Below are 22384 nucleotides of genomic sequence, written 5' to 3' on the forward strand. Positions count from 1 at the left end.
CGATGATATACGTCATCATTTTTCTATGGCCATGTCAGCCATGTACCAAAATGAGGTGCCGCTATACGGTGACTTGGTTGATTTGGTCAGTGATGTCAATGCAGAGGTGTTGACCTCACATCCCGATGTCAAATCACAACTGCTACATACGGGCGAGATTGAGCGTCTGAGCATGGAGCGCCACGGGGCGATTCGACTGGGTACCGCAGCAGAGCTGAGCATGATGCGCCGTCTCTTTGCGGTGATGGGTATGTACCCTGTTGGCTACTACGATTTAGCACCTGCTGGTGTGCCAGTCCACTCAACAGCCTTTCGTGCGCTTGACTCGCACGCATTGCATAAAAGTCCTTTTCGAGTATTTACCTCGTTATTGCGTTTAGATTTGATTGCCGATGAGACCTTACAACAAGAAGCCACGGCCACATTGGCGCAGCGTCAGATATTCACTACTGAAGTTATTGAGCTAATTAAGATTTTCGAGGCGCAAGGTGGCTTGACCACTGAGCAAGCACAGCAGTTTGTCCAAGAAGCGCTAGAGACATTTCGTTGGCATGATAAAACGCCGGTGGCAAAAGCGCTCTATCAGCGCTTACTAGATCAGCATCCACTTGTCGCTGATGTGGTCGGCTTTAAGGGCCCGCATATCAATCATTTAACGCCTCGAACCTTGGATATTGATGCCGTACAATATGGTATGCAAGCCCGCGGCATACCCTCAAAAGCCATCATCGAAGGGCCACCGCGTAGAGCGTGTCCTATATTATTAAGGCAAACCAGTTTTAAGGCGCTACAAGAAGCGGTTGGCTTTAAAGTTGCTAATAACTTAGACGCTAGCCATGAAGAGTATGAGCAAGGGTATCATACCGCGCGCTTTGGAGAGATTGAGCAACGCGGTGTGGCATTAACGCAAAAGGGTCGCGCGCTTTATGATGAATTATTGGCTGCAGCTCGCCGCCAGCTTGGCGCTACCCCAAATGAGGATAATGCGGCTCAGTACAATCAAATTTTAGCCGAAGTATTTACCGCTTTTCCTGATAATTATCAAACTCTACACGATGAAGGGCTGGCGTATTTTTATTACCAGTTGACGGATAGCACCCTAGATTCTGAAGATGGTCAAGCATTATTGGCCGCTACCTTAACCAATGATGATTTGAATAAAGTGCCTAATGCTAAGCTGAGCGCTCTGATTAATGATGAGGTGCTTCGCATTGAACCTATCGTTTATGAGGATTTTTTGCCCGTCAGTGCCGCCGGTATCTTTCAATCAAACCTACAACAGGCGCAGCCAAACCAATATGACGGTCGCTCAAGCCAACAAAGTTTTGAGCGTGATTTGGGAGCAGCTATTCACGATGAGATGGCATTGTATGAAGCGATGCAAGCTCAAAGTCTTGAGCAGTGCCTGTCTAGTGTTAGTATCTAACAAATTATGCTAGAAATGTCTAGCGTATAGCCGACTTATTAGCACGTCATTCCAAAAAGGAATGACTGCAAGAAATTTATTATTTTGCAACTTAGTAGGTAGCAGGGTAATTTTATAAGTCAGTCAAGGACGTAGTAAACCATTATACCAATATGCAAGGGATTGATTATGATTAAGCAATATATGTCTGCAATGGGCGTAGAAGAAGCACACTATCAAAATGGCGACTTTGAAGTCACCACCCCAATTGATGGCTCAGTCATCGGTAAAGTCACATTAGATACAGTCGCCGACGTCGATACTAAAATCCAAAATGCCAAACAAGCTTTTCAAGAATGGCGTGTCGTTCCTGCCCCTAAACGTGGTGAGTTGATTCGTCTGTTGGGTGAAGTCCTGCGTGAGCACAAAGAAGATTTAGGTATCTTAGTATCATTAGAAGCCGGAAAAATCAAAGAAGAAGGCCTTGGCGAAGTCCAAGAAATGATTGATATCTGTGACTTTGCCGTGGGCGTATCGCGTCAGCTTTATGGTCTAACCATCGCCTCAGAACGCCCGGGTCACCACATGCGTGAGACATGGCATCCACTTGGTGTCATCGGCGTCATCTCTGCCTTTAACTTCCCCGTCGCCGTTTGGTCTTGGAACACTGCGTTGGCCATCGTCTGTGGCAACCCTGTCATCTGGAAGCCTTCAGAAAAAACCCCGCTCGTCGCCTTAGCGTGCCAAGCATTATTTGAAAAAGCGTTGGCAAAATTTGGTGAGGCACCAGCACATTTATCGCAAATCATATTGGGCAAGACCGATATCGGTAATGCCTTGGTTGAAAATAAAGACATCGCTTTAGTCAGTGCCACCGGCAGTACACGCATGGGCCGAGAAGTAGGACCGAAAGTGGCTGAGCGTTTTGGTAAATGTTTGCTCGAGCTTGGTGGTAATAACGCCATGATTTTGGCACCCACTGCCGATTTAGATTTGGCGCTACGTGGCATTCTATTCTCAGCAGTAGGAACGGCAGGTCAGCGTTGCACCACCTTACGCCGTCTGTTTGTTCATGAGTCGGTCAAAGACGATATCTTACCGCGCGTTAAGTCTGCTTACGAGACGGTGAGCATCGGCCATCCGCTTGAAGGCAATTTGGTCGGTCCACTGATTGATGAAGACAGCTTTAATAACATGCAAGCGGCGTTAGAAAAGGCTCGTAAGACTGGCGGTAAAGTCACAGGCGGCGAACGAGTTCTGATGGATAAGTTCCCAGATGCTTATTATGTGACCCCTGCGATTGTTGAGCTTGATGAGCAAAATGACGTGGCACGTAGTGAGACGTTTGCACCGATTTTATATGTCATGCCCTATAAAGAGTTTGACGATGCACTAGCGATGCAAAACGATGTCCCACAAGGATTATCGTCTTGTATCTTTACCAATGACTTACGTGAAGCTGAAACTTTCCTCAGCGACCGCGGCAGTGATTGCGGTATCGCCAACGTCAACATCGGCACCAGTGGTGCTGAGATTGGCGGCGCATTCGGCGGCGAAAAAGAAACCGGCGGTGGTCGTGAATCAGGTTCAGACGCATGGAAAGCCTATATGCGTCGTCAGACCAATACGGTCAACTACTCAACCGAGCTACCACTCGCGCAAGGCATCAACTTTGGCTAATAACAACGGTATGTCACTAATAAATAGTGTCATTTAATAGTCTTTATCAATCACGTGTTGTGATGTTTGTTAAGTAGGCTCAGAGCCTATATTAACAAACCAATTATCAAGTATTTTTATTTTATTAATAAAGCCTGCGGAAGTGATGAATAAATATTCATGATTTCAAAAACAGGCTTTTTATCCCCTTTTCAGCATTATCGGCAGCCATGGATTGGTTGTTTCCACTACTGTTATTTTTATGGCAGTAGTTTCCACTACTAAGGAAGGTAGGTGTCTTATGATGGATAATAAACCTTATGACGAAGCTAAAGATGGCTATGGTCCGTCTTCTAGTTTTTTATTAGATATTGCACCTCTGGTGTTGACTGCCATTATTCTGATGGTTCAGTTTTTTGTATTCAAAGATTTTACCCCTCACATTCCTTTGGCTTGCGGTATTTTAATTACTGGCTTGTTTATGAAGCTGCGGCGCCGTGACTGGCATGGCATGGAAGAGAGTTTCTTAAAGGTCGTGAAAATCGGTCTACCTGCCATGATCATCTTGATGGGCGTTGGTATGCTCATCGGTGCTTGGATTATCGCTGGTACCGTTCCCACGATTTTATATTATGGCTTTAGCATTTTTTCTCCCTCGTCATTCCTAGTCTCTGTTTGTCTTATCTGTTCCATTATATCTGTCGCAACGGGTACCTCGTGGGGCACGGTCGGCACGGTCGGCCTTGCGATGATGGGTATTGGTTTAGGACTAGGTATTCCGCCGTCACTAACAGGCGGTGCTATTGTTTCTGGCGCTTTTTTTGGTGACAAAATGTCTCCATTATCTGACACCACCAACTTAACACCAGCCGCTGCCGGTGTTGACCTTTGGGAACACATTCGCGGTATGTTGCCCACCACGGTACCTGCCATGGTGACTGCCCTAATTATCTATGCTTGGATTGGGATGGGCTACGGCGCAGAAAATGTCGATTTAACATCAATCAGAGACATTCAAGCCTCACTAGCAGCTAACTATAACCTTAGTATTATTACTTTATTGCCTGCTGTTGTCGTTGTCATTGCGGCGGTGATGAAAATGCCAGCCATTCCAACGGTATTATCAGGTGTGGTGGTTGCAGGGTTAGTCGCTTTCTTTATGCAAGGTGTGGGCGTTCACGATATCTTTAACGTCCTACAAAATGGCTTTGTCAGTAAGACTGGATTTGCTGTCGTTGACCAACTGCTGTCTAAAGGCGGTGTCATGTCGATGACATGGGTTGTGACCTTAACCATATTTGCCTTAGCATTCGTCGGTGCCATTGAGCATTACGGTACGCTCAAAGCCATCATGGCAAAAATCAATAAAATGGTGAAATCGAGATTCGGTTTAGTGATTACCACTTATGCTAGCACGCTCGGTGTGGGTACCCTCATCGGTGACGTCTATACCACATTGGTGTTGCCAGGTCGCCTACTCAAAGACAAGTATCAAGAGATGGGCTACAAGCGCACGACGCTTACCCGTTCTATCGAAGATACTGGCACCCTGTTATCTCCCCTTATTCCTTGGAACATGGGCGGTAGTTTCGTCGCCGCAACCTTAGGTATTGCGACACTCACTTACGCGCCATTCGCTTTTGCTTGCTGGTTATCGCCTCTATTTGGTTTGTTATGGGTGGTCTTGAACAAATTTATCCCCCGCGAAGAACCTACTATTAATAAAGACACAAGCGAGCTTCCCACTGTAGACAATGTGTTAATTTAGAAGGAATATGAGATGTTGCAAGAGCAATGTTTGTGGAATATGACCGCACCCCTTATCGATACCTACAGCCAGATGAGTAGCGATACTGAAGCGACTATCTGTATCATAGGCGGCGGTTATACAGGGTTATCGGCTGCGATTCATTTGGCTGAACAAGGCGTCAAAGTCATCCTCTTAGAGAGCCATACGATAGGCAGTGGTGGCTCTGGTAAAAGCGTAGGGCTCGTCAATGCAGGTACTTGGGCGCGCCCTGATGATTTGAATATTGCGCTAGGTGAAGCGGCAGGTGAGCGTTTAACTGAAGCCCTCGGACAAGCGCCAAGCTTAGTATTTGATTTAATCAAACGTTATAATATCGACGCCCAAGTCACTCAAGCCGGTAATATCCATATGGCACATAACGCTAAAGGTGAAGTCGATGTCGATATTAGATACGAGCAGCTTAGCCGTCGCGGTGCGAATATTGAGGTATTAACTGGCAGTAAATGCCATGAGTATTGTGGTACCAAGAATATCAATAAGGCACTACTCGATCATCGTGCTGGTACCATAAACCCGCTGGCTTATGTCAGAGGATTGGCCAAAGTAGCAAAAGATCTTGGCGTCACTATCTATGAGCATTCCGCTGTTGAAGCCTTAGAAAAGGTGGATGGCTATTGGTATGCAAGGACTTCTAAAGCGCGCGTGAAATCTGAGCGCGTCATTATTGCAACCAACGCTTATACCGAAGGCGAATGGACAGAAATTAAAAAGACATTTTATCTGGTTTATTATTATCAGATTGCATCTGAGCCGCTCAGCGGAGAGGCGGCAGATCGGATTTTGCCATACAAAACAGGGGCATGGGATACACGCTTGGCCTTGTCTAGCTTTCGCCGTGATGACGATGATCGCCTATTATTGGGAACGGTGGGTGGTACACAGCTTAAACCAAAATCCTTTTATCAATCATGGGCCAATGCGGTGCAAAAAAGCTATTATCCAGATTTGCCAGCATTTAAGTGGCAGTATGAATGGACTGGTAGCTTTGGCTTTACGCAAGATCATATTTTTCGAGTCATGGAGCCCGCTGAGGGCTTGCTGACAGCAACGGCTTATAACGGTCGCGGCATTACGACAGGCACGCTAATGGGTAAGTGCTTTGCAGACTATATAATGACGGGTAATAGAGACAGTATCCCCTTACCATTTAAGACTTTAGAAGAGGCAAAAGTCTCTTTTGGAAGTATCAAGTCTGGCTTTACTGAGCTGGGACTGACTTTGTATCATGCAGGTCAATGCTTGAGAATCATTGGGTAGGAAAGTTGGGTAGGGAATAAGAACACGCCCTATTCTGAGAAGAATGCTGAACTTTGCCTAAACCGCTGAATAGGTTTAGGCAGTATTTTTCTCTAAATTGAATCGGCTATACCTTTTTATATTGAGCTGACTATACTTAAATAAATTTGTTCTCATGAGTGGACAACACTTCTGCAAATAGCCAATCGCGAAAGGCTTTAAGCTTTGTCATATTGGCAGATTCCGCTTGATAAACGACGTAATAAGCCAGTGGCGAGCTAAAGGTAATCTCAGGAAATAATCGCATCAAACGTCCGGCAGCGACATCATCATGTGCCATCACACTACGCGCCAACGCAACACCATGACCATTGATGACCGCTTGTAGCACCGCTGCTGAGTTATTGATTTGCATCCCTCGCGAGGTATCTACTTTGGTGAGCGCTGCATTGGTTAAACTTGCTTGTGCAAGCCAATCATCCCACGAAGGAAAACCAATATAACCATCCACTGAGCGGTCATGAATGAGCGTTTCTTGGGTCAAATAAAGCGCGCTTTTTCCTTGTAATAATTGCGGCGAGCAAACCGGATAAATCTCCTCTTCCATCAGCTTTTCGCTCAGCAATCCTGCCCAAAAACCAGCACCATAGCGTACGCCGATATCCACGTCTTGAACGGCAAAGTCTATCGATTTGGCACTGGTATCAAGCCGTACATCGATATCTGGTTGTAGGCTTTGGAATCGATCGATACGCGGCAACAGCCATTTAGCGGCAAAGGCAGGGCTGACGGTCACCGTGAGCACGCCGCTATTTGATCCTGCTTGTAACTGCGCCAATCCTTTTGCCAAATTATCTAAGCCCGCCCGAATATGAGGCAATGCCAGCTCGACTGTTTTTGTGGGGATTAAGCGCGATTTACCACTGGTTTTGCGATAAAACAGCGGTAGTCCTACCGAATCCTCCAAACTACGAACCAGTTGTCCAACGGCAGCAGGAGTCACGTTTAGTTCCTCTGCTGCCGCAGAAAAACTTTGATGACGGGCGCTCGCTTCCAAGGCACGTAGGGCATTTAAATACACAACTTTTTTCATAGCGACAAATATTTTCTTTTAGATAAGTGAATATTATCTCGTTTGTCAGCCGATGTAAATCAGTTGATAATTGACGGTATTAAACCTTATCTTTGGAAAACATTCTATGCTTATCAATGCAGATTTTACCCGCCGTGCTTTATTAGCGTCCGAAAACTATCAATGGGTGTCATCACCGCAAAATGGTGTTGAACGGGTCATGCTTGACCGTGTCGGCGCAGAAAAAGCCCGTGCCACCAGTATCGTGCGCTATGCCCCTGATTCTAATTTTCCACATCACTTGCACCCGGGCGGCGAAGAGATTTTGGTGTTGTCGGGTACTTTTTCGGCAGATAATATCGATTATCCAGCGGGTTGGTACTTACGCAATCCGCCAAATTCTGGACACCAGCCGTATAGTAAAGAGGGCGCGGTCATTTTTGTCAAACTTTGGCAAATGCCAGCAGAAGAGGCACGTTATGTCGCCATCGATACCAACGATGCGGCAAATTGGCAGAAACAAGGTAATCGTGATGTTTGTCATTTATTTTCAGACGCCAGCGAACAGGTCAGCTTAAAGCGCTTAAATGCCAATGAGGCGCTATTTACCGGCACAGTTAGAGGCGGCGCAGAGATACTAGTGCTAGACGGCGAGTTAATAGATGATGACATAATTGATAATGCTCAAACCTATACTCGCGGTAGCTGGATACGCTTACCAGTAGGTGCGCTGTCCAAAATAAAAGCAGGCGCGCAAGGTGTTACGGTTTATCTCAAAACCGGTCATTTGTCTCATGTCATCGGCGCTGATGTGGAAGGAGCATAATATGCAAACAGTATCTGTAGCGATTATTGGCGGCGGCTTAAGTGGCTTATATGCGGCTTATTTATTAGAGAAAAAAGGCGTTGATTATGTGCTCTTAGAGGCGCGTCCAACCTTGGGTGGTCGTATTGTGACAGTGCGGCCAACGGATTTAAATACTGCACAAATAACGGATAAAATGAATGGTTTTGATTTGGGACCATCATGGTTTTGGCCAGAATATCAGCAGCAGTTGGCGCGTTTGATTGATGAATTGCAATTAGAGAGTTTTGCGCAATTCGAGGAGGGCGATATGCTGGTTGAGCGCTCGCCTAATGAGTCTGCTATGCGTACACATGGCTATAAAAGTGCGCCGCCGTCTATGCGGCTTAAGGGTGGTATGGCGACATTGATTGAAGCGCTTTATCAGCGTTTAGATGCCACGCGAATTTTGACCAATCAAAAAGTGCATCAGTTGCATAATACTGGGCAGTATATTGAAATCACTAGCGAATATGAGTCTGGGCAAGTGGCTGTTTTTCAGAAACAGCAGTGGCAAGCGCAGCATGTACTACTCGCGCTGCCGCCTCGATTGGCAGAAAAAAGCATAACCTTTGAGCCAGCTTTACCCGCTAATATCACGACACAGTGGCGAGGAACGGCTACTTGGATGGCGCCGCACGCTAAGTACCTTGCTGTTTATGACAGTCCGTTTTGGCAAGAACAAGGGTTGTCAGGCTCAGCACGCAGCGGACAAGGACCAATGGTTGAGATTCATGATGCATCGGTGGCAGATGGCAGCGGGGCATTATTTGGCTTTATAGGTGTACCTGCAGCCGCACGCCAAAGTGTCTCCGCAGAAGTATTGAAGGCGCATTGTCGTGCGCAACTGGTGCGTTTATTTGGGGAGCAAGCAGACTCGCCTAAGGCTGAGTATCTTAAAGATTGGGCGCAAGAGCCATTTACGGCAACCGCTACCGACGCTAATAGTGATGGTCAGCATGCCGCTGCACCTATGTCTAAAGCGCTATCTGGCGTATGGGAAAACAGTCTGACCGGTATTGGTAGCGAGTGGTCAGAACAGTTCCCCGGTTATATTGCGGGTGCTATCGATGCAGCAAGTATCGGCGTTAAAAATTTACCTGAGTTGATAGTATAGTCAGTTCAAAATAAAAGCGCTACGTTATAGCTATGTGCGACTGGTATAAATTTTCCTTGCTTGCTGTTATCACAGAGGCTACGAAAAATTCATCCCAGTCGCACTGTATCGATTTTAAAGCAATTCTACTATAGCTGATTGATACTGCCAGAGCCTAAGATTGATACTTAATACTCCCCATCAGTCTACTTGATTGAAAACTTCAAAATTCACTTCTCTTTATATTTAGACAATGCGGCATTATCTAAGCCAGTGTGGTCTAAATCAGCATCTTCTAAAATAGTATTTTCTAAAACAATTTTATCTAAAATAGTGTTCTGTAAAACCCAGATACATACTAGCCCTTCACATTGCTGTATTATTTCTATAAAATACCGACCGTGTGGTTTCTTTTATATGGTAGATTACTTTATCCTTATAAAACTGCTTTTTGAGCTTAGGATAAATAAATAATCCATATTTTTCGTAAAGCTGAAACTCCACAGCTGGGTACTAGTATCACTAATGAGAGCTTATGACGAGCTTGCAAGAGTCATCATTTTTTAAATGCTTGGCGCGAGATATTTACTAAAGACTGGTTATACGGTGGTAGTTGCCATCACTAGTATTGTGAATATTGTCAAAATTATCGGTAGCACAGAAAGCGACAATAGTGGCGACAAACTTATCCTCAAACTCTTTGGTGCATTAACATCGAGATAAAAATGAAAACAGAAAATGCTTATAAACGTAAAAAACAGCCAGAAATCGTACGTCGTGCGCTGCTTGATCAGGCAGCACGCATCACGCTAGAGCAAGGGTTGTCTAAAGTTACCTTTCAAGCGGTGGCTGATGCAGTTGGCGTGACCAAAGGTGGGGTGATGCATCATTTCACTACCAAGAATGCTTTGATTTTGGAAGTATTCCATGACGCGATGAAAAAGTTTGAGACAGAGGTCGATACGGCGATGGCCAAAGACCCAGTGCCTTACGGTTCGTTTACCCGTGCCTACATCAATGCCACGATTAGCTTGGGCGAAAAAGGGCAGGAAGAGTTTGATAATCAAGCAACCTTATATGTATTGATGCTGGCGGACAGTGAGCTGCGCAAGCTGTGGGCTGAGTGGTCAAATGCGCAATTAGATAAGCATAAACCAACTGATAATACTGAAACGCTATGTATGGTGCGTCTGGTCGCTGATGGTATTTGGCTCTCTGATTTTTCCGGCATTAATATATCCGATAAAAAATCATTACGTGAGCGTTTGCTAAAAATGACCCAACCTGAGCATGAGTAAAACGCTAGTTTTCCTTTGATTCAAAAACAATGCTTTAAATGCGTCGCTTCAAGCGTTTATCAAAGAAATACTTAAAGAAACACTGAAAGAAAATATTTTAGAAATAGACGATATAAATTTTTTTAAATACTTAACCCATGACGACATTATTTGGTATTGGCTTTTGATAAAGCCTTTACCAGTCGTCGATAGGAGAACCTATGACAGCTACAAATATTGATTCAAAAACAGAGCTGAACAACTTAAAAGACATCATCGATTTAGAGCAAATACAAACCGCTTATATCAACGGTCGTTATTTGGCTATCGATGAATCCTTAGCGATTTTTGAAGATATTAATCCAGCGACGGGTGAAGTGCTAGCAACCATTCAGCAAACAACTAATGAGCAGATTAATGAGGCGGTAAAAGCGGCGCAAAAAGGCCAAAAGGTTTGGGCGGCAATGACAGCGGTTGAGCGCAGTCGCATTTTATTAAACGCAGTTGCCATATTGCGCGAGCGTAATGATGTGCTGGCATTGCTCGAAACCAAAGATACGGGTAAAGCGCTCTCTGAAACCAAATATGTCGATATCGTCACCGGTGCTGATGTCGTTGAATATTATGCGGGTCTCGCACCAATGCTTGAAGGTCGTCAGATTCCGCTACGTGATACTAGCTTTGTTTATACCCGTCGCGAGCCACTTGGCGTGGTCGCAGGTATTGGTGCATGGAATTATCCGATTCAGATTGCGATGTGGAAGGCTGCACCGGCATTAGCCGCTGGGAATGCGATGATTTTCAAACCATCAGAAGTCACACCGTTAACGGCACTAAAATTGGCAGAAATCTTCACAGAAGCAGGCTTACCAGACGGCGTTTTTAACGTTGTGCAAGGGGATTATAAAGTCGGCGAAGCATTAACCCAGCATCCTGATATCGCTAAAGTATCGTTTACCGGTGGTGTACCAACGGGTAAAAAAGTCATGGCGAGTGCGGCATCATCGTCTCTTAAAGACGTGACCTTAGAGCTTGGTGGTAAGTCGCCACTGATTATATTTGATGATGCGGACATCGATACCGCCGCTGATATTGCGATGATGGCGAATTTCTATAGCACAGGTCAGGTCTGTACCAATGGCACACGCGTCTTTATCCCGAAAGCCTTACAAGCCAAGTTTGAAGAAGCTATCTTAGCGCGTGTCAAGCGTATCAAGCTTGGCGATCCGATGGATGAAAATATTAATATGGGTCCACTGGTTAGCTTCCCGCATATGGACAGAGTGCTTGGCTATATCCAGCAAGGAAAGGAGGGCGGCGCGCGTTTATTAACGGGTGGTGAACGTATCACGACAGGCGAGCTTGCCAACGGTGCATTTGTCGCGCCGACCGTGTTTACAGATTGCAGCGATGATATGACTATCGTACGTGAGGAAATCTTTGGTCCAGTAATGTCAATATTGACGTATGAGACGGAAGAAGAGGTCATTCGCCGTGCCAATGATACCGAATACGGCTTGGCGGCAGGGGTCGTGACTACAGACCTAACCCGCGCGCATCGCGTGATTGCGCAGATTGAAGCCGGTATTTGCTGGTTAAATACCTGGGGTGAGTCCGCAGCGCAAATGCCAGTTGGCGGTTATAAACATTCAGGTATTGGCCGCGAAAATGGCATTGAAGCCCTTGAGCACTATACGCAGACTAAATCTATCCAAGTAGAGCTGGGTAAGTTTGAATCGGTATTTTAATCAGTTGCATGGTAAGAGTTTTAAAACAGTAAGGTTGGCGTATTAGGAATAATTTGTCCTTTTACACCGCATTACTGATATCAAATGATGGATTTTTTAATATTATGGAGCGTTTTATGACATCAACCACACCTGAATATGACTACATCATCGTTGGCGCAGGTTCAGCAGGAAATGTGCTGGCCACCCGCTTGACCGAAGATGCCAACATTAAGGTGTTGCTGTTAGAGGCGGGTCGTCCGGACCATCGCTTAGACTTTCGCACACAGATGCCAGCGGCGCTCGCGATGCCGTTACAAGGAACCACTTATAACTGGGGCTATAAAACCGATCCCGAGCCGTATATGAACAACCGTATTATGGACTGTGGTCGCGGCAAAGGACTGGGCGGCTCATCACTGATTAATGGGATGTGCTATATCCGTGGCAATGCGTTGGATTTTGACGATTGGGCCAAAATCAAAGGTTTAGAAGACTGGACCTATTCAGACTGCCTACCGTATTTTAAAAAACTAGAAAATAGTGACGCTGGTGAGAACGACTATCATGGCGTCGGCGGTCCGGTTGAAATAACCACCTCCAAGCCAGGTGTCAATCCGCTATTTGAAGCGATGATTGAAGCGGGCGTGCAAGCTGGCTATCCACGTACGGATGACCTAAACGGCTATCAGCAAGAAGGCTTTGGGCCAATGGATCGTTTTGTGACGCCAAATGGTCGCCGCGCATCAACAGCGCGCGGTTATCTTGACCGTGCTAAACCGCGTAGCAATATCACCATTTTAACGGCTGCATTGACTGATGTGATTTTGTTCGATAGCAAACGTGCTGTCGGCGTTAAAGTCGCACATCAAGGTCAAACCAAAAAATTCTATGCGTCTCGTGAAGTGATTGTATCTTCTGGCGCGATTGCCTCGCCGCAATTATTGCAACGCTCAGGCATTGGTCCTGGTCAATGGCTTAAAGATTTGGGAGTCAATGAGATTCTAGATTTACCAGGTGTCGGTAATAATCTACAAGACCATTTAGAGCTGTATATGCAGTATGAATGTAAGCTGCCGGTCTCGATTGCGCCCGCCAATAAATGGTGGAATAAGCCGGCGATTGGTGCTGAATGGCTATTTAATGGCACAGGGCTTGGCGCGTCAAATCAGTTCGAAGGCGGCGGCTTTATTCGTACCGATGAAAAGTTTACCCATCCTAATATTCAGTATCATTTTCTACCGTTAGCAGTGCGTTACGATGGTCGCAGTGCGGTGAAATCTCATAGCTTCCAAGCACATGTGGGCTCATTGCGCTCGCCAAGTCGCGGTCGCGTCAAACTGACCTCGAAAGACCCAAGCGCGCATCCGAGTATCTTATTTAACTATATGTCGCATGAGCAGGACTGGCAAGAGTTCCGCGCCGCCATGCGTATCACCCGTGAGATTATGCATCAGCCAGCGCTTGACCCTTATCGTGGTCGCGCCATTGCGCCAACCGATGACTTGTTGACCGATGCGCAGTTAGACGAGTATGTCCGTAACCATAGCGAAACGGCTTATCATCCGTCATGTACCTGTGCGATGGGCGAAGGCAATGATTCGGTAGTTGATGGAGAAGGGCTGGTACACGGTATCGATGGCTTGCGCGTCGTCGATGCATCGATTATGCCAAATATCATCAGTGGTAACCTGAACGCGACCACCATTATGCTCGCCGAAAAAATCGTCGATAAGATGCGCGGCATACAGCTACCACGCTCGACGGTAGATTATTACGTTGCAAATGGTGCACCGCTCAGAGCCGAGCCGATGCGCGTTTATAAATCTGTTGTTTAAAAGACTGTCTAAATGAGTGTCTAAACAACGGTATAAGCTATTGGACAATAAATAATATAAGACCATTTCAAGAAGACGACCTTTCACAGTAAAGGTCTTTTTTATCAGCGCTTATGTTAAGCAGGTCGAGCCTTTAAGGCGGCCTCTGTTTAGCGTTTGCTTTGCTATGTTAATAACAGTTTATATATAGCAAATCTTATTTATTGGTACTGCTTTGTGCGTCATGCGGTGATACATATCTTATGTGACTATCAGTCATAAAGTTATGACGGACAAAGCAATATCAGACCCTGTTTAATTTACCTATTGAGGTCTTTTATGTACAGCTCGCCATCAGAAGATGCGACGAAACCCCTGACTCTAAATAAAACGGTTTTTTTAGGTTCAGCTATTATTTCTATTTTATTGATCATCTGGACGATTGTATTTCCAGATTATAGTCAGACATTATTAAGCGCTAGTATGGCATGGGTATCAGAAAGCTTTGGCTGGTATTACATGCTGGTAGTAGCTGCTTATAGTATTTTCGCCTTGTTTGTTGGTTTTTCTAAATACGGCGATATCAAGCTTGGGCAAGATCACGAAAAAGCCCAGTTTCCATTTTTAGCATGGGCGGCGATGCTATTTTCCGCGGGTATCGGGATTGATTTATTATTCTTTGGTGCCTCTGAGCCGTTGATGCATTATTTGACGCCGCATACTGGTTTAGAGCCTGCCAGTGCAGAAGCGATGCGTGAAGCACTGTCGCAAACCTTTTTACACTGGGGTCTTCATGGTTGGGGTATTTATGCACTAATCGGTATGGCATTGGCGTACTTTGCTTATCGTAAAAACATGCCATTGGCACTACGTTCACCACTGACACCTATCTTTGGCGAGCGCTTAATAAAGGGCTGGCTTGGTGATGGTATTGATACTTTTGGTGTCGTCTGTACGCTGATGGGAATTGCGACTAGCTTAGGTATTGGGGTATTGCAGGCCAATGCGGGCTTGACTCATGTTTTCGGTATCGAGTCTAGCAAAATGGTACAGAGCCTGATTATCTTAGGGGTGGTTGTTGCTGCGGCTATCTCTGCGATGACGGGTGTTGAAAAAGGCGTACGCCGTTTATCCGAATTTAATATGCTGTCATCAATATTGCTACTATTGGCAATATTAGTGCTAGGTAATACCGTTTACTTGCTCAATACCTTTACCCAAAATATTGGTCAGTACTTTCAAACCATTATTTTTAAGACCTTTGATGTCTATGCTTATGATGGTACGGCTGGTGCCGAATGGAAGTCAGGTTGGACGATATTTTTCTGGGCATGGTGGGTCGCTTGGGCACCCTTTGTAGGATTATTTATCGCGCGTATTAGCCGTGGCCGTACCCTGCGAGAGTTCGTCTTTGGTGTGATGTTTATCCCACTTGGTTTTATCTTTGCATGGTTTTCTATCTTTGGTAATTCAGCGATAGATTTGGTCGCCAATGGCGCCACCGAACTTGGTGAAATCGCCGTTAATGACGCGGCGATGGGTATGTTTGCCTTGTTTGAATACTTTCCTTATAGCGATATTTTCTCATTAGCAGGCGTGATTATTGGACTGATATTTTTTGTGACGTCCGCTGACTCAGGCGCTTTAGTCCTTGCGAACCTCAGCTCAAGAGGTATGACCAATGATACCGACGCACCTGTTTGGTTACGTTTATTTTGGGCGGCAGCTACAGGTTTGATTACTCTGGGTCTATTGTTTGCGGGTGGTTTTGCCTCGCTACAATCCGTCTCTGTGATTGCAGGTTTGCCGTTCTCTCTTATTTTAGTGCTTTACATGATGGCTATGTGGAAGTCATTAAAAGAGGAGGGCAATAAGCGCAAAGCCAGTACCGTTGGCACGGCAAACGTGCTCGATAGTGGTAAAGGTTGGAAAGCGCGCTTGCAACGTATCGTTAGCTTCCCCAGTCATAAACAGGTCGAACGCTTTTTACAGACGGTGGTTAAGCCTGCGATGATTGAGGTTGAAAGCGAGCTAAAAGCGGGTGGTCTTCAGACGGCATTGGATATCCGAAATCTGGCGAGTATCGGTAAAGATATAGATGCTGGGATGGATGAAGATGACGGTCAGATAGATGGGGTAAAACTGCGCGTCGGTCATGGTGATGAAGATGACTTTATTTATGAAGTCAATCTAATCAAAGCTGAGAGACCGAACTTTACACTCAATACTTCAAGTAAGCAGGCCGAGTTTTATTACCGTGCTGAGGTGTTTTTAAGTGATGGCTCGCAAGAGTATGACTTAGTTGGCTATACCAAAGAGCAAGTGCTGGTCGATATTTTGCATCAGTACGAATGTCATATGCAGTATCTCCATTTAGAACGTTAATTCATTCATCAAACGCCAGTATATGGCTTGCTAGATTTTAGATATTTGATTAACAATTTGGCAAAAGATAACCCCATAAGTTGCGTGCAGCTTATTGGGGTTTTTTATATAAATTGGTTCAATGAATAGTGAATTTAATGAGAAATCTAGTGATAAATCTAATAATCAATGATTGAGCGACAGCAGTTGTCGCGCGGCTTATTTTAGCCTCTTTATTTTCATCAGGTTTTATATTATAGTTATTGAGTCAGGCAAAAATAACATGACAAACCGTTAACCCTCGGAGCGCAACGCTTCACTTCTTAACTGAGTTGTCTTTAGCAAGCATTTTTAATAATGTCCTTTGAACAATGTTATTTTCGTTTATTCCCAAACCGCTTCGCCTGCAAAAATCCAAACCTAAGCCCCAAAAAATATATTGATTGATAATCAGAAACACTGAATAGAAAAATGCTCTTCAATTTTCATTTTTTAAGAGTAATAACGATAAAAAGTAGCTTTACGATAATGCAAAACTGCGGCTAAAAAACCAGCTAAGCATAAAACTTATATGCAACCAAACTAATTAACTTATTCTACTTTATAGCTAATGATGTCATTTAACCAAATGGCAAATAGACTCGGCTGGCTTAAAATTGCGCTTAACAAAAACCAAAAAATAAGAAAGCAAGAAAAAAAATACGAAAAATACTGCAACGAGCAAACTAAAATCAAAATAATAAGGATATGACGATGACAAAGTTAACGTATCAATTTGAGCAAAAACGGATAGACAATATGCAGTGGTCGCATGGCGCAAAACTGTTTGGAATAACGGCACTGGCGAGTGATGAGAAAGGGCGCGTACGTAAAAGCCCATTATTTTATCTTGAGACGGTTTCAATAAATAATTATGAAGATGATGTGTATTTTGTCAATAATACCGATGACACACTGAGTTTTGTCGCGCCGTTTAGGCTGTGCCGGAACATAGATGAAGCGAGGGCTAAGCTTAATGATGTCAATGTTGAAAACGTGGAAAAAGTAAAACTTTATAGCGATGATATGGATCGTTTATACGCGGACGTTTTACCCAAGCAAGGGGTGCGTATTGGCAGTATTCATATCATTTATGATAGCGATGCGCTGATGCAGTGGTTTATCAGTGTGCCTTATAAGGGCGTTGATACGCATTATGGTATTTGGCGTTTTAACATAGTAGAGAAGGGCGGTATTGGCGGGTCTTATCCACTACTTTGGGAGGATTTTAGTAAGCCCTCGCATGTGGTGAGTAGCGAGTGTGTGACTGAGCGTGATGAGATGCCGATAGAGCCTTCACTTTATGAGGAGCGCTGTTGGGTGTTAGAGCAATTTATCGAACAGTATGACGTGGCTGACGCCATATTTATATTAGCCATTAATGATGTACTCTATCGCTATTGTGTGGGCTGGAGTGCGCCCTACAATGAGTCTGATATTCAGGCAAAAGACATTGCGCGCAAATTAAAAGAGCAAAAGCCAAAAGATGCTGAGGCGGTAAAAGCTATTGTCCAAGCCGTTTACGATTTTTGGTTTGATAAAGGCTTTGCAAAAAATATCTCAATGCAAGCTTGTGCAGAGATTTTGAGTTTATACCAAGCGCAGATAACCAATAAAAAATCGGTTTAAATGACAAAGCAAATGAATAAAAATAGGTCTAAACAATAATAAAAGGAGAAAGCTATGATGTTTCCTATCGAGAATAAAGACACATTCTTACTATTTTTTCATGGTCTCGATTCGAGTTGCGAGACTAGTAAATATACTTGTATTACGCGTGAGCCAAAATATTGTCAAACGGTCAATTATCGAGATGATTTTGTAGAAATATTTGAGATTTATGACGCTTTAATTCAAGAGAAGATGCATGAGTATCCACGCGTAGTATTGGCAGGGCACTCGCTTGGTGGTTGGTTTGCCAATCATTTTGCCCACAAATATAACTTGCGGGCGCTATTGATTGCGCCTTGTATTTATCCAAGTGAGGTTTTAGCAGATCGTATTCCAGCAGTGGCGGATATGAAATTGTCTTTTCCGACCTCAAACTCTGAGATGGTACGAGTCATGGTGGAAGTCGACGATGAAAGCTTAGATGTGGCGGTGGCTAAACGAACCTTAGTCAATCTGCCTGATAGCTGGGAAGTCGATTATTTTGACGGCGGTCATCACCGTATCGCCCGTAGCAGTGATATTTGGTATCACTTGGTACATTTGTGTGAAGACCCTATCGTTTGGATGGATGAGGCGACGTATCATGGTGAAGACTGAAGCGCGTGCTCAACCTAGAAGAGTAGACAATCTGAAAAAGCAGGTATTTAAGGGTAAACAAAAAGCCCTGTTAAAGAATAAGTAAACATATCAGTATTTATTTTCTATCAGCTGATGTGCTATCATCATTGAGTCCTTCATCGTGGGTTTAACAGTTTTGTCATTGCCATTCGCTATTGCAAATTATCATAATTGCAATGGGTGGCGGCGTACAAACCTTGCAACTTCCAGCACGATATAAAACAATCCTGGTAAAGCGCATGAGCCTGTACTCCGACATCCTCATTTGTGCCTGATTTTATAATTTTTCGTCGGAGTTATAGGAATCTAAGGTCTTCACTATCATGAGCCAATCTAGCAATCCATCCAAATATACTCGCCGTTATCAGCCGTGTCATCCTCTCGCACAATACGTCATCGCTCAAATAGATACGTTAGAATATCGTGCGCAAGATATTGTCAAAGCCATGGGTTACCCTTTAAAACATACCATGCCTGCCTGTGAACGCTTACGTCATGTGTTGTCTAATAAACATATTGGCCTTGATGGCAGCTATAGAGATAAATACTTTACCGCCGATGAGTTTTTAGCCAAGCTATTTTTGGTGCTCGATTTGCCTTATGAGCCATTTGCAGAAGATATCGCCCAGATTAAGGATGAGATAGCACAGGGTTCTAAGCCGCAACCTCAATATCGTTTACACGCCGATGTTGATTTTAATTTTGATGGTAACGCAAATTGGTTGTCTCGTTGGGGCGCTTCACTTTGGACTCATGTAGATTTGCCAATTGGATTTGCTAAACTAGAGGAAGCTGCGCGTAAAAGCATTATTAAAGAGCGTATCCGCACGCATTATCAAGAGCGTGGGGCTAATGTACCGTACGATGGCACTATAAAAGGCTATCGCTTGATTATTGAACTGCAAGATAAAGAAGTCGAGAGATTCGAGTACGACTTACCAAAATCTAAAAGTGTTTAATAGCCTAAGCAATATTAATTTTATAATCTTATAATTCTAAAAAACCGCCTTTATAATGTTTTAGATTAAACACAAGTCTTACTACTTTTTATGATAGTGAGGCTTTTTGTATGGTGTGAACTTAATTAACATCACTGATCTTAACGCACTATCTTTTTAAGCATCAAACCTACCATTGAAGGCAACTACTGGCATTGCTATCATGAGCAAGCAAAGGGGCTAATACAATCATTTTTAAAATCGAAACGTGCCTTCATAATAAATAATAGCTTTTACCTATAAGGCTATTAACTTTAATCAAACTGCGAACCATACTCATGATCTCCTCTTATCCTTGTCTTTACTCTTTTCGTCGTTGCCCTTATGCCATGCGTGCCCGACTTGGCATACTGTTTGCCGAGCTGCAGGTGGAGCTGCGCGAGATAACGCTGAAAAATAAGCCGCCACAGATGCTAGCGATTAGCCCCAAAGGTACGGTGCCTGTTTTACAGCTTTTGGATGGGACGGTGATTGAAGAGAGTAGAGAGATAATGATATGGGCGCTTGCGCAGCGAGATTCGCAAGGATTAATTAATGCAGAGACTTTGCTTGAAGCGAATGCGCTGATTGATAAAAACGACAATGAGTTTAAATATTGGCTTGATCGCTACAAATACGCCGACCGTCATATCGAGATGACCCAAACAGAGTATCGACAAAAAGGGGGAGCCTTTTTACAGCTTTTAGAGGAACTCCTGACTAAAAATCCTTATCTGCTAGGGAAAAGCGTGACGCTTGCTGATATTGGAATTGTGCCTTTTGTCCGTCAATTTGCTCATGTCGATCGCGATATTTTTTACAGTCTTCCTTATCCGAATCTACAGCGATGGCTACAGGACTGGCTCTCCCATCCGCTATTTTTACAATCGATGACTAAGTTCCAGCCGTGGCAAGAAGAGGATGAGGTGGTGATTTTCGCCAAAACTTCCTATAAAGGCTTTGATGATTGCTAAGCCTTTTAAATATTAGCCTCATTTTTTTAGATATCCCATCCTCTAGATTTTTATCTGATTGAATTTCTACACGATTGACTGTGCAGCTCAACTATAAATAGCGATAATTAACCGCATTTTTTTAAAAATTAGCAAATTAATAGTTTGACAGTTATATACTTTTGGTTTATAAGAGATGAATAGTAAGGTTGTTTACCGATAAGTATCTTTTTGGTGTCAATATTTAACGCAATTAAGCTCATACACATACCAAGGGCAGTGTCTACTACCCTGATGTTACATCGTAATTTATCTGCAGTATTCGTTTTATGGTTTTTAGGCAGTCACTGCCCAACTCATGACATTCGCTGACAGCTACTAAGCTGCCACTGTCACTCTAACCTCACCCACGCGCGTGAATGTATTTTATCATTTTGCTATCGTCAGCCAATTTGTTGACGATTCAGCGATGTATGTCGCGTTGGGCCTATAAAAAAGGTTTTCATTCGCATGACGATTCTATCTTCTATGCCAGTGCATCAACAGTCAATTATAGATTCTGGGCATCGTTTTGATGCCAGCCGTCACTGGCCAGCCTCCTTAACTCTTGGGTTTGCAGCCTATCCTGAAGCAGATACTCGCATTACCCGCATGAATGTCGCACGCCATTATGGTCCACTTCGTGTACAGCGAGCCTTTTATCCTGAAGGCCGTGATGGCTGCTGCCATGTGTATCTTTTGCACCCGCCCGGTGGTATTGCCAGCGGTGACTCTCTAACCATCGATGTTACGATTTCTGAAAATGCTCACGCTTTACTAACCACACCAGCGGCTAACAAGCTGTATCGAGCCGATAGCAATGGTGTCGCTTGGGCACAGCACACTCATCTTAAAGTCGAAGACGGCGCCACGCTTGAATGGTTGCCTCAAGAAACGCTGGCTTTTGATGGTTCACGCGGTGAGCAAACGGTGATTATCGATTTGGCTGAAACGGCTAAATGCTTGGGCTGGGAGATTATTGGACTTGGCCGTCCAGCCAGCGACCTGCCTTATGTCAGCGGCATCATTGAGCAGCGTTTTCAGCTCAGCCGAAATGGTAAACCGCTATGGTTAGAGCGCCAAGTCATTGACCCAACCCATCCTCGCTTTTTAGGCAAATGGGGACAAGGCGGCGCTACGGTACATGCTACATTATGGGCAGTGGGATTGGACGATCCTACTGATACCATTACCGAACTCCGCGACAAAATCCCTGCCAGCCATCATTGGGCGGTGACCTATCGTCGCGGTGTGCTCTTACTACGATATTTGGGCATGGAGCGAAATGAAGCTTGGGATCTATTGCAACAAGCACGAGATATTTTGCGTCCTAGATTAACGGGTCACAAAGCCGTCATACCGCGCATTTGGTTGACCTAATAAATTTGAAATTCACTTATGCCACGCTTGGCACAAGGCTTTAAAAAACAATAGCAATAAAAAACGGAGCAAACAATGGAGCTAACCCCTAGAGATAAAGACAAGTTGATGTTATTTACAGCAGGACTGCTCGCCGAACGGCGTAAGGCAAAAGGGCTGAAGTTAAACTATCCAGAAGCGATTGCTTTAATAAGCTGTGAGATTATGGAAGGCGCGCGCGAAGGACGTACCGTAGCAGACATGATGAGTGCTGGTCGCGAAATCTTAACCCGAGACGACGTGATGGAAGGCGTCCCTGAGATGATTGAGAGTATTCAGGTCGAAGCCACTTTTCCCGATGGCACCAAACTGGTGACTGTTCACAGTCCTATTATCTAACAAGAGCATAAAGCTTAAGGAG

General features: G+C 44.4%; 17 protein-coding genes. 16 read left to right on the plus strand and 1 reads right to left on the minus strand.

Annotation, left to right across the window (positions count from 1 at the left end):
- Positions 1-25 precede the first annotated feature (25 nt).
- The 4 genes from FQ084_RS03040 (at position 26) to FQ084_RS03055 (ending at position 6131) form a co-directional block, all read left to right on the plus strand.
- Positions 26-1426 carry a VOC family protein gene (locus FQ084_RS03040; protein ID WP_410477326.1) on the plus strand — a complete coding sequence of 467 codons (1401 nt, stop codon included), beginning with the start codon at positions 26-28 and terminating at the stop codon, positions 1424-1426.
- Positions 1427-1594: 168 nt separating this feature from the next.
- On the plus strand, positions 1595-3085 hold the full coding sequence (locus tag FQ084_RS03045) for an aldehyde dehydrogenase family protein (protein ID WP_149489147.1): 1491 nt from the start codon (positions 1595-1597) through the stop codon (positions 3083-3085).
- A 280-nt stretch (positions 3086-3365) separates the two neighbouring features.
- Positions 3366-4832, plus strand: coding sequence for a Na+/H+ antiporter NhaC (gene nhaC / locus FQ084_RS03050; protein WP_149489148.1), 1467 nt, complete (start codon positions 3366-3368; stop codon positions 4830-4832).
- Between the two features lie 12 nt (positions 4833-4844).
- Complete coding sequence (locus FQ084_RS03055; RefSeq protein ID WP_149489149.1) at positions 4845-6131, plus strand: NAD(P)/FAD-dependent oxidoreductase; 1287 nt, start codon at positions 4845-4847, stop codon at positions 6129-6131.
- A gap of 136 nt (positions 6132-6267) precedes the next feature.
- On the opposite strand, the gene FQ084_RS03060 is transcribed toward FQ084_RS03055, so the two are convergent.
- Positions 6268-7203 carry a LysR substrate-binding domain-containing protein gene (locus FQ084_RS03060; protein ID WP_149489150.1) on the minus strand — a complete coding sequence of 312 codons (936 nt, stop codon included), beginning with the start codon at positions 7201-7203 and terminating at the stop codon, positions 6268-6270.
- Between the two features lie 106 nt (positions 7204-7309).
- On the opposite strand from FQ084_RS03060, the gene FQ084_RS03065 reads away from it, so the two are divergent.
- From FQ084_RS03065 to ureA, 12 genes are all read left to right on the plus strand, one after another.
- Positions 7310-8008: a cupin domain-containing protein gene (locus tag FQ084_RS03065; protein ID WP_149489151.1), complete on the plus strand. Its 699-nt coding sequence runs from the start codon at positions 7310-7312 to the stop codon at positions 8006-8008.
- 1 nt (position 8009) lies between these two features.
- Positions 8010-9143 (plus strand): flavin monoamine oxidase family protein, encoded by a 1134-nt coding sequence (locus FQ084_RS03070; RefSeq protein WP_149489152.1) that lies wholly within the window; start codon positions 8010-8012, stop codon positions 9141-9143.
- Between the two features lie 704 nt (positions 9144-9847).
- A complete protein-coding gene (locus tag FQ084_RS03075; RefSeq protein ID WP_149489153.1) occupies positions 9848-10420 on the plus strand; it encodes a TetR/AcrR family transcriptional regulator in 573 nt (190 codons plus the stop codon).
- Positions 10421-10620: 200 nt separating this feature from the next.
- Complete coding sequence (betB, locus tag FQ084_RS03080) at positions 10621-12147, plus strand: betaine-aldehyde dehydrogenase (protein ID WP_410477321.1); 1527 nt, start codon at positions 10621-10623, stop codon at positions 12145-12147.
- Positions 12148-12263: 116 nt separating this feature from the next.
- Positions 12264-13964 carry a choline dehydrogenase gene (betA, locus tag FQ084_RS03085; RefSeq protein ID WP_149489154.1) on the plus strand — a complete coding sequence of 567 codons (1701 nt, stop codon included), beginning with the start codon at positions 12264-12266 and terminating at the stop codon, positions 13962-13964.
- A gap of 318 nt (positions 13965-14282) precedes the next feature.
- Positions 14283-16328, plus strand: coding sequence for a choline BCCT transporter BetT (betT, locus tag FQ084_RS03090; RefSeq protein WP_149489155.1), 2046 nt, complete (start codon positions 14283-14285; stop codon positions 16326-16328).
- A gap of 732 nt (positions 16329-17060) precedes the next feature.
- Positions 17061-17975 (plus strand): hypothetical protein, encoded by a 915-nt coding sequence (locus FQ084_RS03095; protein WP_149489156.1) that lies wholly within the window; start codon positions 17061-17063, stop codon positions 17973-17975.
- Between the two features lie 54 nt (positions 17976-18029).
- Complete coding sequence (locus FQ084_RS03100; RefSeq protein ID WP_149489157.1) at positions 18030-18614, plus strand: alpha/beta hydrolase family protein; 585 nt, start codon at positions 18030-18032, stop codon at positions 18612-18614.
- A 344-nt stretch (positions 18615-18958) separates the two neighbouring features.
- Positions 18959-19594 carry a hypothetical protein gene (locus tag FQ084_RS03105; RefSeq protein ID WP_149489158.1) on the plus strand — a complete coding sequence of 212 codons (636 nt, stop codon included), beginning with the start codon at positions 18959-18961 and terminating at the stop codon, positions 19592-19594.
- 317 nt (positions 19595-19911) lie between these two features.
- Positions 19912-20586 carry a glutathione S-transferase gene (locus FQ084_RS03110; protein WP_149489159.1) on the plus strand — a complete coding sequence of 225 codons (675 nt, stop codon included), beginning with the start codon at positions 19912-19914 and terminating at the stop codon, positions 20584-20586.
- Between the two features lie 489 nt (positions 20587-21075).
- Entirely contained in the window at positions 21076-21984 is a 909-nt protein-coding gene (locus tag FQ084_RS03115) for an urease accessory protein UreD (protein WP_149489160.1), read from the plus strand.
- Positions 21985-22059: 75 nt separating this feature from the next.
- Positions 22060-22362, plus strand: coding sequence for an urease subunit gamma (gene ureA / locus FQ084_RS03120; protein WP_149489161.1), 303 nt, complete (start codon positions 22060-22062; stop codon positions 22360-22362).
- Positions 22363-22384: the final 22 nt, after the last annotated feature.

The organism is Psychrobacter sp. ANT_WB68, from assembly GCF_008369115.1.
Lineage (GTDB): Bacteria > Pseudomonadota > Gammaproteobacteria > Pseudomonadales > Moraxellaceae > Psychrobacter.

What these genes read in the sequence shown, in the direction of transcription:
- FQ084_RS03040 (WP_410477326.1), top strand. Translation starts at nt 26, where the DNA reads ATGGCCATGTCAGCCATGTACCAAAATGAGGTGCCGCTATACGGTGAC.
- FQ084_RS03075 (WP_149489153.1), top strand. Translation starts at nt 9,848, where the DNA reads ATGAAAACAGAAAATGCTTATAAACGTAAAAAACAGCCAGAAATCGTA.
- FQ084_RS03070 (WP_149489152.1), top strand. Translation starts at nt 8,010, where the DNA reads ATGCAAACAGTATCTGTAGCGATTATTGGCGGCGGCTTAAGTGGCTTA.
- FQ084_RS03055 (WP_149489149.1), top strand. Translation starts at nt 4,845, where the DNA reads ATGTTGCAAGAGCAATGTTTGTGGAATATGACCGCACCCCTTATCGAT.
- betB (WP_410477321.1), top strand. Translation starts at nt 10,621, where the DNA reads ATGACAGCTACAAATATTGATTCAAAAACAGAGCTGAACAACTTAAAA.
- FQ084_RS03110 (WP_149489159.1), top strand. Translation starts at nt 19,912, where the DNA reads ATGATCTCCTCTTATCCTTGTCTTTACTCTTTTCGTCGTTGCCCTTAT.
- FQ084_RS03045 (WP_149489147.1), top strand. Translation starts at nt 1,595, where the DNA reads ATGATTAAGCAATATATGTCTGCAATGGGCGTAGAAGAAGCACACTAT.
- FQ084_RS03060 (WP_149489150.1), bottom strand. Translation starts at nt 7,203, where the DNA reads ATGAAAAAAGTTGTGTATTTAAATGCCCTACGTGCCTTGGAAGCGAGC.
- FQ084_RS03105 (WP_149489158.1), top strand. Translation starts at nt 18,959, where the DNA reads ATGAGCCAATCTAGCAATCCATCCAAATATACTCGCCGTTATCAGCCG.
- FQ084_RS03095 (WP_149489156.1), top strand. Translation starts at nt 17,061, where the DNA reads ATGACAAAGTTAACGTATCAATTTGAGCAAAAACGGATAGACAATATG.
- betA (WP_149489154.1), top strand. Translation starts at nt 12,264, where the DNA reads ATGACATCAACCACACCTGAATATGACTACATCATCGTTGGCGCAGGT.
- ureA (WP_149489161.1), top strand. Translation starts at nt 22,060, where the DNA reads ATGGAGCTAACCCCTAGAGATAAAGACAAGTTGATGTTATTTACAGCA.
- betT (WP_149489155.1), top strand. Translation starts at nt 14,283, where the DNA reads ATGTACAGCTCGCCATCAGAAGATGCGACGAAACCCCTGACTCTAAAT.
- FQ084_RS03115 (WP_149489160.1), top strand. Translation starts at nt 21,076, where the DNA reads ATGACGATTCTATCTTCTATGCCAGTGCATCAACAGTCAATTATAGAT.
- FQ084_RS03065 (WP_149489151.1), top strand. Translation starts at nt 7,310, where the DNA reads ATGCTTATCAATGCAGATTTTACCCGCCGTGCTTTATTAGCGTCCGAA.
- FQ084_RS03100 (WP_149489157.1), top strand. Translation starts at nt 18,030, where the DNA reads ATGATGTTTCCTATCGAGAATAAAGACACATTCTTACTATTTTTTCAT.
- nhaC (WP_149489148.1), top strand. Translation starts at nt 3,366, where the DNA reads ATGATGGATAATAAACCTTATGACGAAGCTAAAGATGGCTATGGTCCG.